Source organism: Bordetella genomosp. 13, assembly GCF_007679965.1.
Taxonomy (GTDB): Bacteria; Pseudomonadota; Gammaproteobacteria; order Burkholderiales; family Burkholderiaceae_B; genus Bordetella.
In genome coordinates, this window is record NZ_VEHL01000010.1 from 262,094 (window position 1) to 276,032 (window position 13,939).

Here is a 13,939-nt window from a genome sequence, read left to right on the forward strand (position 1 = left end):
CGACATCCCACAGGAGACAAACATGCGATTCTTCCCCCTGGCCCGCCTGGCCGCGCTGTGCGCCGCCGCCGTCCTGCCGCTGGCCGCCGCCGCGCAGGACTTCCCGAACAAGCCCATCACCTTCGTCGTGCCGTTCGCGGCGGGCAGCGCCACCGACCAGATCGGCCGCGCCATCGCCCAGGGCGTCACCGAGCAGACCGGCCAGGCCGTGGTCATCGAGAACAAGCCGGGCGCCAGCGCCATGATCGGCGCGCAGGACGTGGCCCGCGCCGCGCCCGACGGCTACCGCGTGCTGATCACCACCAACACCACGCACGCGGCCAACGAGCACCTGTACAAGACGCTGCAGTACGACCCCGTGAAGGACTACGCGCCCATCACCCTGCTGGGCAAGGGCGGCCAGATCATGGTGGTGAACCCGGCCTCGCAGGCCAGGAGCGTGGGCGACTTCCTGGAAATGGCCAAGAAGAATCCCGGCAAGATGAGCTTCGGCAGCGGCAGTTCCAGCAGCCGCATCGCGGGCGAACTGCTGCAGCAGATGGCCGGCGTGCAGCTGCTGCACGTGCCGTACAAGAGCAATCCACCCGCCGTGACCGACCTGATGGGCGGCCAGATCGACATGATGATCACCGACACCGCCACGGGCCTGCCGCAGGTCAAGGCCGGCAAGCTGCGCGCGCTGGGCGTGACCGGACTGAAGCGCTCGCCGCTGGCGCCGGACGTGCCCACCATCGACGAGGCCGGCGTGTCGGGCTACGAAATGGGCTACTGGTTCGCGGCCTACGCCCCCGCCGGTACGCCGCCGGCCGTGGTGCAGCGCCTGCACGACCTGATGGTCAAGGCCACCGACAGCAACGCCGCCAAGCAGTTCTACGCCAACACCGGCACCGACGCGGCCACCTCCACGCCCGACGAGCTGGCGCAGTTCCAGCTGGCCGAGTCGAAGAAGTGGGGCGAGATCATCAAGAAGGCCGGGATCCAGCCGGAATGACGGCATCGCCGGTCCCGCAATAGGACCGGCCATCCCACCTGCCCGCCGAGCCTTCGCGGGCCGCACAAGAAGACAGAACAAGAAGACAGACGTACCCCCTGCCCTCGGCGCCGTGCGCCGCGGGCGCGGGATGTCGCCCGTACGGGACGCTCGCTCCGGGGATAACCCAAGAGGAGACAATGATGAGACCCGTATGTTCAATAACTTTGCCGCGCGCATCCGCCGCGGCCGTCCTGCTGCTCGCGCTGGCGGGCTGCGGCGGCGATGGCGGCGACAAGGGGAGCGGCGATGGCGACGGCGGCCAACCCGAGCCACCGCCTCCTGCGGCGACCGGCCGTGCGTGCACCACCGATGCCTTCGCCGACGTCCAGCTGGCGGGGGCCCGCATCACCGGGGCCGCGCCGGTCCCGGCCGGCGACTACACGCCGGCGGGCACGCGCCAGGCGCTGTCCGACCTGCCAGCGTTCTGCCGCATCGATGCGGTGGCCATGCCGTCGAGCAGCTCGCTCATCAATTTCCAGGTGTGGGTGCCCGAAGGCGACGCCTGGAACGGCAAGCTGGTGGCCACGGGCAACGGCGGCTACAGCCCCGCGCTCAGCTACACCGACATGGCCTACGCCCTGCGCCAGGGCTATGCGACGCTGGGCGGCGACACGGGCCACCAGTCCGAGGACATGCTGTGGGGCGTGAACAATGCGGAAAAGATCATCGACTGGGGCTCCCGCTCGATCAACGCGATCACGGTGGCCGGCAAGCAGCTGATCGACGAACTGCGCGCGCAACCCGCCAGCCGCTCGTATTACCTGGGGTGCTCGACCGGCGGCCACCAGGGCTTTGCCGAAGCGCAGCGCTATCCCACCGACTTCGACGGCATCATTGCCGGCGCGCCCGGCAACAACCGGACCGCGCTGAACATCGAATTCACGTGGCGGTTCCGCTCGAACCGGCCCGTCAACGACAACCTGACGCAGCACCTGACCGGGGCCAAGCTGAACCTGCTGACCAGCGAAGCCGTGCGGGCGTGCGACGCACTGGACGGCGTGACGGACGGCGTGATCGACGATCCGCGCCAGTGCACGACGGCGCGCTTCGACGTGGACGCCCTGCTGTGCACCGGCGGCGACGCGCCCGGCTGCCTGACCGCCGACCAAGTGACGGCCGCCAGGAACATCTACCAGGGCCCGCGCAACCCGCGCACCAATGCGCAGTGGTATCCCGGCTGGCCGGTGGGCAGCGAATCGGGCTGGTCGGGCTACATGGGCACGAACGAACCCGTGCGCGCCGATTTCTGGCGCTACTGGGTGTTCGATGATCCGCACTGGAACTGGTGGACCTTCGACTTCGACCGCGACGTGTCCTATGCCTACGCCAAGATCGCGCCCCTGGTCGACCAGACCAGCGCCGACCTGTCCGCGTTCAAGGGCAACGGCGGCAAGATGATCGTCTACCACGGCTGGAGCGATCCGGTGGTCAGCGCGTACGACAGCATCGGCTACTACGACCGCGTGCGGCAGGCGCAGGGTTCCCAGGCCGCCATGGACGATTTCTACCGCATGTTCCTGGTGCCCGGCATGGGCCATTGCGGCGGGGGCCCGGGCGCTACCGTGCTGCGCAGCGACCTGGCCGCGCCCGCGGCCGGCAGCGACATCCTGGCCGCGCTGGATCGATGGGTGGAGCAAGGCCGCGCGCCGGACGACCTGGTGGCGTCGCGCGTCAGCGGCGGCACGGTATCGCGCACGCGCCCGTTGTGCCCCTATCCCGCGCAAGCCACGTACAAAGGCAGCGGCGATCCCGACCAGGCCGCGAACTACATCTGCCAATGATCCTGTAGACGCCGGGCCGCCGACCGGCGGCCCGGTCATCCCATTGCCGGAGGAGACATGAAGACCATACGCCTACTGCCCTGGCTGGCGTTGTTGCTGGCCGCCTGCCATTCGGGGGATTCCGGGAATTCCGACGAGCCGGACACCGCCCCGCCACCCACCGCGGCCGCACCGCGGATCTGGATGGACGTCGACGACGTCGAACGCATCCCCGCTTCCGACGGCGCGCCGGAATACGAGAAACTGACGGGCCGCGTGCGCGGCGAGGTGGACCCCGCCGACCCGGCCAACGCCATCATCACCGACCTGGACCTGGCGCAGCCGCGCACGGAAACCGGCATGGTGCGATACGAGTCGGAGTTCGTGCTGTTCCGCCCGCGCAATGCCGGGGACGGCAACGGCATCCTGCGCTACGACGCCCCGAACCGGGGCAATCTGCTCACGCTGGTCAACGGCAAGCCCGAACCGCTGTTGCGCCGGCGCGGCTACAGCGTGCTGTACTCCGCCTGGCAGGGCGACGTGCCCAAGAGTTCGCCCGAGCGCCTGACGCTGCAAGTGCCGGTCGCGCGGGCGGCCGACGGCACCAGCATCACCGGCCCGTATCGGGCGGAGCTGATCGCGCGCACGGCCACGCCCAGGTTGACCCTGCCGGGCGGCGTCTTCAACGGCACCATGGTCCCGTATGAGCCCGTCAGCCTGGACAATACGCAGCCCGGCTATCAGCTGACGCGCCGCCTGCGGGAAACGGATCCGCGCCAGTCCATCCCGGCCGCGCAGTGGAAGTTCGCGGCGTGCGACACGGCGGCCAACCCGTTCCCGGGCACGCCGGACCCGGCCTCGATCTGCCTGCAGGGCGGCTTCGATCCGCTGTACCTGTACGAGCTGACCTACGTCGCCAAGGACCCGAAGGTGATGGGCGTCGGATTGGCCGCGTTGCGCGACACGGTGTCCTTCCTGCGCCACGAACAGGCGGATGCGGACGGGCGTGCCAATCCGCTGGCCGGCCGCGTCCAGCACACGCTGGGCCAGGGAACGTCGCAGAGCGGCAACTTCATGAAGACCTTCCTGCATCTGGGCTTCAACGCCGACCGCGAAGGCCGCAAGGTGTTCGACGGCATCTACGCCCATGTCGCCGCGCGGCAGACGAACCTGAACACCCGCTTCGCGGTGCCGGGCGGCGGCGGGGGCCTGCGCACGGACCATACGGCCTTCGGCCAGACGGCGCCCCGTGGGCTGGCCGCCGACTACGTGGACACGCTGACCGGCCGGCAGAGCGGCGTGATGACGCGCTGCACGCGCACCGACACCTGCCCGAAATTCTTCCTGGGCCTGAGCGGCACGGAGTTCTGGGTGCTGCAGGGGTCGCCCGTGCTGACCGATGCCCAAGGCCAGCAGGACCTGCAGCAGCCGGCGAACGCGCGCATCTACTACTACGCAGGCACGCAGCACGGCGACGGGGTGCCCGCCTACATGCCGGCGCAGGGCCGCTATCCCATCGGCACCGAGGCCACGTTCGGCGCGACGTTCCGCGCCTTGTGGGTGGCGCTGGAGGAGTGGGTGGTGAGCGGCACCGAGCCGCCCGCCACGCGCACGCCGCGCCTGGACGACGGCACGCTGGTGCGGGCGGATTCGCTGACCTATCCCACGATGCAGGGCGTGCGCTGGCAAGGCGGCGCGGCATTGCCGGCGTTCTCGTACCTGGGCCTGTACAACGGCTTTCCGCTGCTCGACTTCGGGCCCGACTATGTGCACGAGGACGAGTCCGGCGTGGCCACGCGCCTGCCGCCCTACTACACCGGCCGCGACTACGCGATCCTGGTGCCCAGGCCGGACGGCGATGGCATGGACGTCGCGGGCATACGCAGCGTGAGCGCGCTGGCCCCCACCGGCACCAGCCTGGGCTACAACTACACGCCCGACGGGCCGTGGACGGACCTGCTGGGGCTGTCGGGCAGCTTCATCCCCTTCCATGCCACGCAGGCCGAGCGCCTGGCGGCGGGCGACCAGCGGCCTTCGCTGGAAGAACGTTACGTCGACCACGACGGCTACGTGCGGGCGGTCGAGGATGGCGCGCAGGCGTTGATGCGCGAGCGCCTGCTGCTGCGCGAGGACGCGGATGCGGCCATCGCCGCCGCGCGGGCGTCCACCGTGCTGCGCACGCCGTGACGGGACGGTGAATGGGCCGGGCTTGCCGCGCTGTTGCGGCATCCCGGCCGCGCGGCGCCTTCGGGCGTCGACGGTTGAGCGGGTTCGAGGCAATGCGGACGCGACAACGCCGGCGCGAAGCCGGCGTCGTTCTTGCCGCGCTTGCGGCGGGATGCCCGCGCCCGGCAGGCAGCCGTATTTATTTCTCGACGAACGCGCGTTCGAACACGTAGTCGCCCGGCTCGCCCACGCCGGGCGACACCTGGAAGCCGCGCGCATCCAGCAGTTCGCGGATGTCGGCCAGCATGTGCGGGCTGCCGCAGATCATGGCGCGGTCGACGGCGGGATCCAGCGGCGGCAAACCGACGTCCTCGCACAGCTTGCCACTTTCGATCAGGGCGGTGATGCGGCCCTGGTTGCGGAAGGGTTCGCGCGTGACCGTGGGGTAGTACACCAGCTTGTTGCGCACCACGTCGCCGAAGAACTCGTTGTCGGGCAGTTCGCGCTCGATGAAGTCGGCGTAGGCCAGCTCATTGGTCCAGCGCACGCCGTGCACCAGCACCACTTTCTCGTAGCGCTCGTAGATGTCCGGATCTTTGATGATGCTCATGAAGGGCGCCAGGCCGGTGCCCGTGCCGAACAGGTACAGGTGCTTGCCCGGCTTCAGGTCGTCGGCCACCAGCGTGCCGACCGGCTTGCGGCTGACCAGGATGGTGTCGCCTTCCTTCAGGTGCTGCAGGCGCGACGTGAGCGGGCCGTCCTGCACCTTGATGCTGAAGAACTCGAGGTTTTCCTCGTAGTTGGCGCTGGCGATGCTGTAGGCGCGCATGAGCGGCTTGCCATCGACTTCCAGGCCGATCATGACGAAGTGGCCGTTGTGGAAGCGCAGCGCGGCGTCGCGGGTAGTGGTGAACGAAAAAAGCGTGTCGTTCCAGTGGCGCACGCTGAGCACGCGCTCGGTATTGAAAGCTGCCATGTCGATCTGATGAATTGCGGCGCGCAATGCGCCTTGGGGCCGGACGCGCGCTGCAAGAAAGGAGCGCGCGAGGCAAGAATCATCCGAGTTTACCCGAACCAGTCGAGAATTGCTCTCATCTTTCAGTTATACCCTTATGCCTGGAAGACGGGATAGCCGGGGCGGATCTGGCCTGCCGGGACATATGCGCGGGCTCCGCGTCAGTGCGCGAGCTTGAGGACCACCACGCCGGCCACGATCAGGAACACGCCGGCAAACCGCGCGAACGTCGCCGCATCGCCATAAAACAGCACGCCGACCAGAAACGTGCCCGCGCCCCCGATGCCAGTCCATACGGCGTAGGCGGTGCCCATGGGGATGTTGCGCTGGGCCATCCAGAGCAAGGTACCGCTGATGGCCATGCAGATCAGCGCGATCGCGATGCCGGGCCAGCGGCCACCGGGCGTCTGCGCCATCTTCAGGCCCACGGGCCAGCCGATCTCGAAGCCGCCGGCCAGAATGAGGTATAGCCAACTCATGGTAATTCCTGTGGCGGATCGTCCATCCGCGAATTAAAATACGACCGTATGCTAACTGACGGAGACCAGGCATGGCAAGACCGCGCACCATAGACCGTGAGCACCTGCTGGACGTAGCCCAGGCGCTGGTGGCGCAGGCCGGCACGGGCGCCCTCACGTTCGGCGCACTGGCCAAGGCCGCGGGGCTGGCCAAGGCGAGCGTGCAGTCGGTCTTCGGCACCCGCGAGGCGCTGATCGAAGCCATCCTCGAGCGCTGGATGGCCTTCGACGAGATGCGGTTCGCGGCCAACGTGGCACCCGACGCCGACAAGCGCACCCGCATACGCGCGCACGTGCGGCTGCTGGCCGCGGAGAAGGCCGAGGATTCGCACCGCATCGCCGGCCTGATGGTGGCGCTGGCGGGGGCCGGCCACCAGGCGTCCAGCATCCTGCAGTGGTACGACCGGCGTATCGACGCGTTCGCGGTGGACGGTGCGCAGGACCGCTTGCTGCGCATCGCCTTCCTGGCCGCCGATGGCGCCTTTTTCGTGCGGCACCTCGCCAACTACCCGATGGACGACGCCGTGTGGGAAGACATCCACCGCGACATCGACGCCCTGCTGCAGGGCACGCTGCCCGCGGATGGGACGGCGGCATGAGCTCGCCGAGCCGCCTCAAGAGCGGATACCGGAGTGCGGAGCACGAAAGTGCCCCAGTGAGCCCGCGCGCCCGGATCCGGGGCACGGCCGGCGGGACGCCTGCGCCATCGCGGCACCCACAACCTGTCAGATAGTTGAACGCGGCCGGGCTTCCTGCTATCTTCCCGCACTCACAGGTTGTTGATTATCATTTTCGTTGATGTAGCGCGGCGCTGCCCGCGCCTCTCGTCCTACCGGAGTTTCCTGATGCCCTCCATCAAGCCTCTGCCCCTGCTGCGCGCCCTGGCGCTGGCCGGTGCCGCCGCCCTGTCCCTGCCCGTTTCGGCCGCCGAGGAAGTCAGCCTCTACACCACGCGCGAGCCGAAGCTGATCCAGCCGCTGCTGGACGCCTTCACCAAGGACAGCGGCATCAAGGTGAACACGGTGTTCGTCAAGGACGGCCTGCTGGAGCGCGTCAAGGCGGAAGGCGACAAATCGCCCGCCGACGTGCTGATGACCGTGGACATCGGCAACCTGATCGACCTGGTCGACGGCGGCGTCACGCAGCCCATCGAATCCAAGACGCTGAATTCCGTGCTGCCCGCCAACCTGCGCGGCGCCGACGGCAGCTGGTACGCCCTGTCGCTGCGCGACCGCGTGCTGTACGTCGAGAAGGACCTGCCGCTGACCAGCTTCCGCTACGAGGACCTGGCCGATCCCAAGTACAAGGGCAAGGTGTGCATCCGCTCGGGCCAGCACCCCTACAACACCGCCATGATCGCGGCCATGATCGCGCATGACGGCGCCGAGGCCACCGAGAAGTGGCTGCGCGGCGTGAAGGACAACCTGGGCCGCAAGGCCACCGGCGGCGACCGCGACGTGGCGCGCGACATCCTGGGCGGCATCTGCGACATCGGACTGGCCAATGCCTATTACGTCGGCCACATGAAGAACGCCGAGCCGGGCACGGACGCGCGCAAGTGGGGCGATGCCATCAAGGTGATCCGCCCGACCTTCGCCAACGACAAGAGCGGCGGCACGCACGTCAACGTCAGCGGCGCCTCGGTCGCCAAGCATGCGCCGCACAAGGCCAACGCCGTGAAGCTGCTGGAGTTCCTGGTGTCCGAGCCCGCGCAGACGCTGTACGCGCAGGCCAACTACGAATATCCCATCCGCAAGGGCGTGAAGCTGGACCCGGTGGTGGCCAGCTTCGGCGACCTGAAGGTCGATCCCCTGCCCGTCGCCGAGATCGCCAAGTACCGCAAGCAAGCCAGCGAGCTAGTCGACAAGGTGGGCTTCGACAACTGACGCACCCGCGGCGCCCACCGGCATCGAGCGAAAGCGGCCCCGGGCCGCTTTGCGCTTTTTTTGCCGCCCGGGCCTTTCCACTTCAGGGCTGCTCGCGGGCAGCCGGCGCCGCATTCGATTTCGCTGCATGCATACGCAAACACTGCCGCGGGCGCTGAGCCCGCGCGCCGAACGCGGCGCCGGCTGGCTGGCCGGCGCCCTCCTCATCGCCCTGGCGGTGCTCGCGCCGCTGGCCGCGCTGGCCTGGTGGGCGCTGCAGGCCGACCTGGAACACTGGCGCCACCTGGCGCAGAACGTGCTGCCCACCGCGCTGGCCAACACCGCCGTGCTGCTGCTGGGCGTGGGCACGTTGGTGACGCTGCTGGGCACGGGCTCGGCGTGGCTGGTGACGGCCTACGACTTTCCCACGAGACGCATGCTGACCTGGGCGCTGCTGCTGCCGCTGGCGGTGCCGACCTACATCATCGCCTTCGCCTACCTGGACCTGCTGCATCCCATCGGGCCCATACAGAGCGCCCTGCGCGCGATCCTGGGCTACGACAGTCCCAGGCAGTTCCGCCTGCCCGACCTGCGCTCGATCTACGGCGCGATCTTCGTATTGGGCTTCGTGCTGTATCCGTACGTCTATCTCAGCACCCGCGTGATGTTCATGACGCAGGCCGCCAGCCTGCTGGAGGCCGCGCGCACGCTGGGAGCCGGCCGCGCCGAGGTGTTCCTGCGCGTGGCGCTGCCGCTGGCGCGGCCGGCCATCGTGGTGGGCGTCAGCCTGGCGCTGCTCGAAACGCTGAACGACATCGGCGCCTCGGAATTTCTGGGCGTGCAGACGCTGACGGTGTCCATCTACACCACGTGGGTCACCCGCTCGGACCTGGCGGGCGCGGCGCAGATCGCACTGTCGATGCTGGCGCTGGTGGTGGCCTTGATACTGCTGGAGCGCCATGGCCGCAAGCGCCAGCGCTATGCCAACACGCAGCGCATGCGGCCGATGCAGGCGCGCCGGCTGCGTGGCGGGGGCGCGGTGCTGGCGATGGCGCTGGGCTGGATTCCGGTGCTGCTGGGCTTCGTCGCGCCGGCGCTGTACCTGGCCGTGGAGACGTGGAAGCGGCTGCACCTGGTGGGCGGCGTCTCGCAGCAGCTGCTGGCGGGCCTCTCCAATACCTTCATCCTGGCGGGCACGGCCACGGTGGTCACCGTGCTGTGCGGACTGGTCGTGGCCTGGGCCGGCCGCACGCTGCGCGAGAGCGCGCGCTTCAATCCGGGCCGCGCGTGCCTGCGGATCGCCAGCCTGGGCTATGCCCTGCCCGGCACCGTGCTGGCCATCGGGCTGCTGACACCCTTCACGCTGATCGACCATGCGCTGGCCAGCGCGCTGGGCTTGAACGGCCTGTTGCTGATGGGCTCGATGAGCGCGCTGGTGGTCGCGTACACGATGCGATTCCTGGCCATGCCGGCAGGCGGCATCGAGGCCGGGCTGGCGCGCATTCCGCCCTCGCTCGAGCAGGCTTCGCGGCTGCTGGGGGAGAGCGCCGGCGGCACGCTGCGCCGCGTGCATCTGCCGCTGCTGCGTCCGGCCATTGCCGCCAGCGCGCTGCTGGTGTTCGTGGACGCCATGAAGGAACTGCCCGCCACCCTGCTGCTGCGCCCCATGAATTTCGACACGTTGGCCACTTGGCTGTACGCCGAGGCCGCGCGGGGCACCTACGAGGAAGGCGCGGTCGCCGCGCTGGCCATCGTGCTGGCGGGCCTGCTGCCTGTGATCCTGCTGGCGCGCACCAATCTGAAGATAGGACATTGAGACGATGGCCGACCTGCTGGAACTCGACCATATTCTGCTGGGATACGAAACGCCGCACGGCGACAAGGTGGTAGTGGACGACCTGTCGCTGGGCCTGCCCGCGGGCCACATCGGCTGCCTGCTGGGCCAGTCCGGGTGCGGCAAGACGACGGTGCTGCGCGCCATCGCGGGCTTCGAACCGGTGCGTGCCGGCGAGATCCGCCTGGACGGCACGGCGATCTCGTCGCCCGGCGTGCACGTTGCGCCCGAGCGGCGCCGCGTGGGCATGATGTTCCAGGACTACGCGCTGTTCCCGCACCTGACGGTGGCGCAGAACGTCGGCTTCGGCCTGCGCCGCGCCGCTCGCGCGGAACGCGAGGCACGCGTGGCCGAGATGCTGGAGCTGGTGGGCCTGGCCCATGCCGCCGGCAGCTATCCGCACGAACTGTCGGGCGGCCAGCAGCAGCGCGTGGCACTGGCGCGCGCACTGGCGCCCTCGCCCGAACTGCTGCTGCTGGACGAACCGTTCTCCAACCTGGACGTGGACACGCGCGAGAAGCTGGCCTTCGAGGTGCGCGGCATCCTGCAGGCCACGGGCCACACGGCCATCCTGGTCACGCACAACCAGGCCGAGGCCTTCGCCATCGCGGACCGCATCGGCATCATGTCCGAAGGCCGGCTGGCCCAATGGGACACGCCGCACAATCTGCTGCACCAGCCGGTGGACGACTTCGTGCGCGGCTTCGTGCGGCGCGAGGACCTGCACGAGCAGCGCCGGCAGGCCTACGCGCGCGGGGGCTGACCGCTCGCGGGGCGGCGCGTCAGGCGCGCTTTTCCGGCAGCGGAATGAATTCCGTCTCGTCGCCCGGCACCACCTGGCCGAAGCGGTTGCGCTGCCAGTCTTCCTTGGCCTGTTCGATGCGGTCCTTGCTGCTGGACACGAAGTTCCACCACAGGAAACGCGGCGCATCCAGCGGCTCGCCGCCCACCACGGCGAAACGGGCCGGCGTGCTGCCCGCGTTGGTGACTGTGACCGGACGGCCCGGCGCGAACACCAGCAGGCGGCCGCGGTCGTGCTCGATGCCTTCCACCGTGACACAGCCCTCGGCCAGGTACGCCGCGCGCTCTTCGTGCTCGGCCGGCAGGTCCACCGACGCGCCCGGCTGCAGCGTGACGTCGCCGTAGAACAGCGGCGACAGCGTGCGCACCGACGAGGTCTTGCCGAACAGCGAGCCCGCCACCACCTGCACGCGCACGCCCTCGCCTTCCACGATGGGCTGCGCCTCGCGGCCGTAGTGCACGAAGCCGGGATCGGTCTCTTCATGCTCGCGCGGCAGCGCCACCCACATCTGCAGGCCGTACATGCGCTGCGCCACGGCGCGCGCCTCGGGCGACGAGCGCTCGGAGTGGACGATGCCGCGGCCGGCCGTCATCCAGTTCACCTCGCCCGGCAGGATGGTCTGCGTGTTGCCCGCGCCGTCGCGGTGCACCAGCGAGCCGTCGAACAGGTACGTGACCGTCTCCAGGCCGATGTGCGGGTGCGGCCGCACGTCGATGCCGATCTCGGCGGGCATCACGGCCGGGCCCATCTCGTCCAGGAACACGAAGGGGCCGACGGAACGGCGCTGCGCCGAGGGCAGCGCGCGGCGCACCTCGAAATTGCCGATGTCGCTGGTGCGCGGGATGACGATGGTGTCGACGGAAGTGGACAGGTCGGACATGGAAAACTCCTGGTGTTCTTTTGTAGGGCCGGCGGCGCAGTGCCGGGCGCGGCGAAAACGGTTCGGGACTTGCTCGGGTCCGCTATGCGGCCGGGAATGCGCGGCCGGGGCATCGTTCAGGCTGGCTTCACGATACCCCGGCCGCCGGGCGGCGGGTTGTCACGCATCGCCCGGCCTCGCTCAGGGCAGGTCGAAGACCAGCACTTCGGCGGCCTGGCCCTGCGACAGCTCCAGCGCCGCCTCGTCGGTCACCGCCAAGCCGTCGCCCGCCTCCAGCGCCAGGCCGTTGATGCTGACCCGGCCGCGGGCCACGTGCACCCAGGCCCGGCGGCCCCTGGCCAGTTCCAGGCGGGCGGCTTCGTCGCCGTCGAACAGGCCCACGTACAGGCGGGCATCCTGGTGGATGCGCACCGCGCCGCCGGCGCCGTCCGGGTCGGCCACCAGCCGCAGCTGGCCGCGCTTGTCTTCCTCGGGGAAGCGCTTTTCCTCGTATTCCGGCGCGATCCCAGTCGCATCCGGCTCGATCCAGATCTGCAGCAGGTGCGTGGGCTGGTCGGGCTGCGGATTGAACTCGGAGTGCAGCACGCCGCGGCCGGCGCTCATGCGCTGCACGTCGCCCGGGCGGATCGTCGAGCCGTTGCCCATGCTGTCCTTGTGCGCCACGGCGCCTTCCAGCACGTACGTGATGATCTCCATGTCGCGGTGGCCGTGCGTGCCGAAGCCGCGGCCGGCGCCGATGCGGTCATCGTTGATCACGCGCAGCGGGCCGAAGCCCATATGCGCGGGATCGTAGTAGTTGGCGAACGAGAAGGTGTGGTGGGTATCGAGCCAGCCGTGGTTGGCGTGGCCGCGCTCGGCGCTGCGTCGAATGGTGATCATGGCGTACTCCTTTGAAATTTTGTGAATGACTCTGCCTGGCGGGACCGGGCCGTCTGGCTTCGTCGTTCACCGCATGAAAAGCATTGTGCGCGCGGCAGGGGGCCTTGAGAGTGAACGGCTTTGATGAGATCATTCGAATAATTTGAACGACTTCGCCGGCATGCCGCATGAGCCAACAGCCCATCACTCCCGAACTGCTGTCGATGGTGGACGCCATCGCCCGCCACGGCAGCTTCGCCCGCGCCGCGCGCGAGCTGGGCAAGGTGCCTTCGGCGGTCACCTATGCCATCCGCAAGCTGGAAGACGGGCTGGACGTGCTGCTGTTCGACCGCAGCGGCCACCGCGCCCGACTGACGCCGGCGGGCCAGACATTGCTGCACGACGGCCGCCACGTCCTGCAGTCGCTGGACGAGCTGGCCTACCGCGTCAAGCGCGTGGCCACGGGCTGGGAGGTGGAGCTTCGCATCGCCGTCAGCGCGGTGCTGCCGTGGCAGCCGCTGTACGAGATCATCGAGGACTTCCGCGTGGCAGGCCCCGGCACCACGCTGCGCTTCTCGACCGAAGTGCTGAGCGGCATCTGGGACGCCCTGGCCTCGGGCCGCGCGGACCTGATCATCGGCGCGGACGCGGCGGGCGCGCCGCCCGGCAATGCCTTCCGCTCGCAGGCCATGGGCCAGACGCAGTTCGCGTTCTGCGTGGCGCCGCACCACCCGCTGGCCGCGCTGGGCCGCCCGCTGACGCCGCAGGACATCGCCGCCTATTGCGCGGTGGTGGTGGCGGACACCTCGCGCGACCTGCCCACCCGCACGCGCGGATTGCTGAACCAGCAGCCCAAGATCGTGATGCCCAACATGGAGGGCAAGATAGAGGCGCAGGTGCGCGGGCTGGGCTGCGGCTACCTGCCGCTGACGCTGGCCGCGCCGCATATCACCCAGGGCCGCCTGGTGGTGTGCCCCACCGAGGGCGGTGTCTCGCTGGACGAGAACGTGGTGTACGCGTGGCAGGCGCGCCAGCCGGGCGCGGGGCTGGCATGGTGGCTGGAGAAGCTGAAGTCGCCGAAGCTGTGCGAGAGCCTGCTGGGGTTCGCGATCTGACGGTCGCTTCGACCGTGCCGCCACTGGAATGCGCCGCCCTCGCGAGCGGCGCGTCCATGAAAAAGGCGGGCCCTCTCGGGCCCGCCCACACCA

At 69.4% G+C, this 13,939-nt stretch carries 12 protein-coding genes; 8 read left to right on the top strand and 4 right to left on the bottom strand.

What is annotated here, in order from left to right; genetic code table 11:
* The first annotated feature begins 22 nt into the window (after positions 1-22).
* The 3 genes from FS845_RS22730 (at position 23) to FS845_RS22740 (ending at position 4,980) form a co-directional block, all read left to right on the top strand.
* Entirely contained in the window at positions 23-991 is a 969-nt protein-coding gene (locus FS845_RS22730; protein WP_144639617.1) for a Bug family tripartite tricarboxylate transporter substrate binding protein, read from the top strand.
* 179 nt (positions 992-1,170) lie between these two features.
* A complete protein-coding gene (locus tag FS845_RS22735; RefSeq protein WP_144639619.1) occupies positions 1,171-2,814 on the top strand; it encodes a tannase/feruloyl esterase family alpha/beta hydrolase in 1,644 nt (547 codons plus the stop codon).
* A 57-nt stretch (positions 2,815-2,871) separates the two neighbouring features.
* Positions 2,872-4,980, top strand: a complete 2,109-nt coding sequence (locus FS845_RS22740) for an alpha/beta hydrolase domain-containing protein (protein ID WP_144639621.1) — start codon at positions 2,872-2,874, stop codon at positions 4,978-4,980.
* A gap of 178 nt (positions 4,981-5,158) precedes the next feature.
* Here the strand turns inward: FS845_RS22740 and FS845_RS22745 are convergent, their stop codons facing one another.
* Both FS845_RS22745 and FS845_RS22750 read right to left on the bottom strand, forming a co-directional pair.
* A complete protein-coding gene (locus FS845_RS22745) occupies positions 5,159-5,935 on the bottom strand; it encodes a ferredoxin--NADP reductase (RefSeq protein ID WP_144639623.1) in 777 nt (258 codons plus the stop codon).
* 200 nt (positions 5,936-6,135) lie between these two features.
* Positions 6,136-6,453, bottom strand: a complete 318-nt coding sequence (locus FS845_RS22750) for a DMT family transporter (RefSeq protein WP_144639625.1) — start codon at positions 6,451-6,453, stop codon at positions 6,136-6,138.
* A 71-nt stretch (positions 6,454-6,524) separates the two neighbouring features.
* Between FS845_RS22750 and FS845_RS22755 the strand changes: the two genes are divergently transcribed.
* The 4 genes from FS845_RS22755 to FS845_RS22770 all read left to right on the top strand — a co-directional run bounded on the left by FS845_RS22755 (position 6,525) and on the right by FS845_RS22770 (position 10,954).
* A complete protein-coding gene (locus FS845_RS22755) occupies positions 6,525-7,091 on the top strand; it encodes a TetR family transcriptional regulator (RefSeq protein ID WP_144639627.1) in 567 nt (188 codons plus the stop codon).
* 246 nt (positions 7,092-7,337) lie between these two features.
* Entirely contained in the window at positions 7,338-8,378 is a 1,041-nt protein-coding gene (locus FS845_RS22760; RefSeq protein ID WP_144639629.1) for a Fe(3+) ABC transporter substrate-binding protein, read from the top strand.
* A gap of 127 nt (positions 8,379-8,505) precedes the next feature.
* Positions 8,506-10,173, top strand: coding sequence for an ABC transporter permease (locus tag FS845_RS22765; RefSeq protein ID WP_144639631.1), 1,668 nt, complete (start codon positions 8,506-8,508; stop codon positions 10,171-10,173).
* Positions 10,174-10,177: 4 nt separating this feature from the next.
* Entirely contained in the window at positions 10,178-10,954 is a 777-nt protein-coding gene (locus FS845_RS22770) for an ABC transporter ATP-binding protein (RefSeq protein ID WP_144639633.1), read from the top strand.
* A gap of 19 nt (positions 10,955-10,973) precedes the next feature.
* Here the strand turns inward: FS845_RS22770 and FS845_RS22775 are convergent, their stop codons facing one another.
* Positions 10,974-11,873 (bottom strand): pirin family protein, encoded by a 900-nt coding sequence (locus FS845_RS22775; RefSeq protein WP_144639635.1) that lies wholly within the window; start codon positions 11,871-11,873, stop codon positions 10,974-10,976.
* 180 nt (positions 11,874-12,053) lie between these two features.
* On the bottom strand, positions 12,054-12,752 hold the full coding sequence (locus FS845_RS22780) for a pirin family protein (RefSeq protein WP_144639637.1): 699 nt from the start codon (positions 12,750-12,752) through the stop codon (positions 12,054-12,056).
* Positions 12,753-12,919: 167 nt separating this feature from the next.
* Here FS845_RS22780 and FS845_RS22785 point away from each other — a divergent pair, with 167 nt between their 5' ends.
* Positions 12,920-13,846, top strand: coding sequence for a LysR family transcriptional regulator (locus FS845_RS22785; RefSeq protein WP_144639639.1), 927 nt, complete (start codon positions 12,920-12,922; stop codon positions 13,844-13,846).
* Positions 13,847-13,939 lie beyond the last annotated feature (93 nt).

Excerpts from the sequence above, each read along its gene's own strand:
- FS845_RS22735 (WP_144639619.1), top strand. The coding sequence starts at position 1,171 with ATGATGAGACCCGTATGTTCAATAACTTTGCCGCGCGCATCCGCCGCG.
- FS845_RS22760 (WP_144639629.1), top strand. The coding sequence starts at position 7,338 with ATGCCCTCCATCAAGCCTCTGCCCCTGCTGCGCGCCCTGGCGCTGGCC.
- FS845_RS22755 (WP_144639627.1), top strand. The coding sequence starts at position 6,525 with ATGGCAAGACCGCGCACCATAGACCGTGAGCACCTGCTGGACGTAGCC.
- FS845_RS22765 (WP_144639631.1), top strand. The coding sequence starts at position 8,506 with ATGCATACGCAAACACTGCCGCGGGCGCTGAGCCCGCGCGCCGAACGC.
- FS845_RS22730 (WP_144639617.1), top strand. The coding sequence starts at position 23 with ATGCGATTCTTCCCCCTGGCCCGCCTGGCCGCGCTGTGCGCCGCCGCC.
- FS845_RS22745 (WP_144639623.1), bottom strand. The coding sequence starts at position 5,935 with ATGGCAGCTTTCAATACCGAGCGCGTGCTCAGCGTGCGCCACTGGAAC.
- FS845_RS22775 (WP_144639635.1), bottom strand. The coding sequence starts at position 11,873 with ATGTCCGACCTGTCCACTTCCGTCGACACCATCGTCATCCCGCGCACC.
- FS845_RS22770 (WP_144639633.1), top strand. The coding sequence starts at position 10,178 with ATGGCCGACCTGCTGGAACTCGACCATATTCTGCTGGGATACGAAACG.
- FS845_RS22740 (WP_144639621.1), top strand. The coding sequence starts at position 2,872 with ATGAAGACCATACGCCTACTGCCCTGGCTGGCGTTGTTGCTGGCCGCC.
- FS845_RS22780 (WP_144639637.1), bottom strand. The coding sequence starts at position 12,752 with ATGATCACCATTCGACGCAGCGCCGAGCGCGGCCACGCCAACCACGGC.
- FS845_RS22750 (WP_144639625.1), bottom strand. The coding sequence starts at position 6,453 with ATGAGTTGGCTATACCTCATTCTGGCCGGCGGCTTCGAGATCGGCTGG.
- FS845_RS22785 (WP_144639639.1), top strand. The coding sequence starts at position 12,920 with ATGAGCCAACAGCCCATCACTCCCGAACTGCTGTCGATGGTGGACGCC.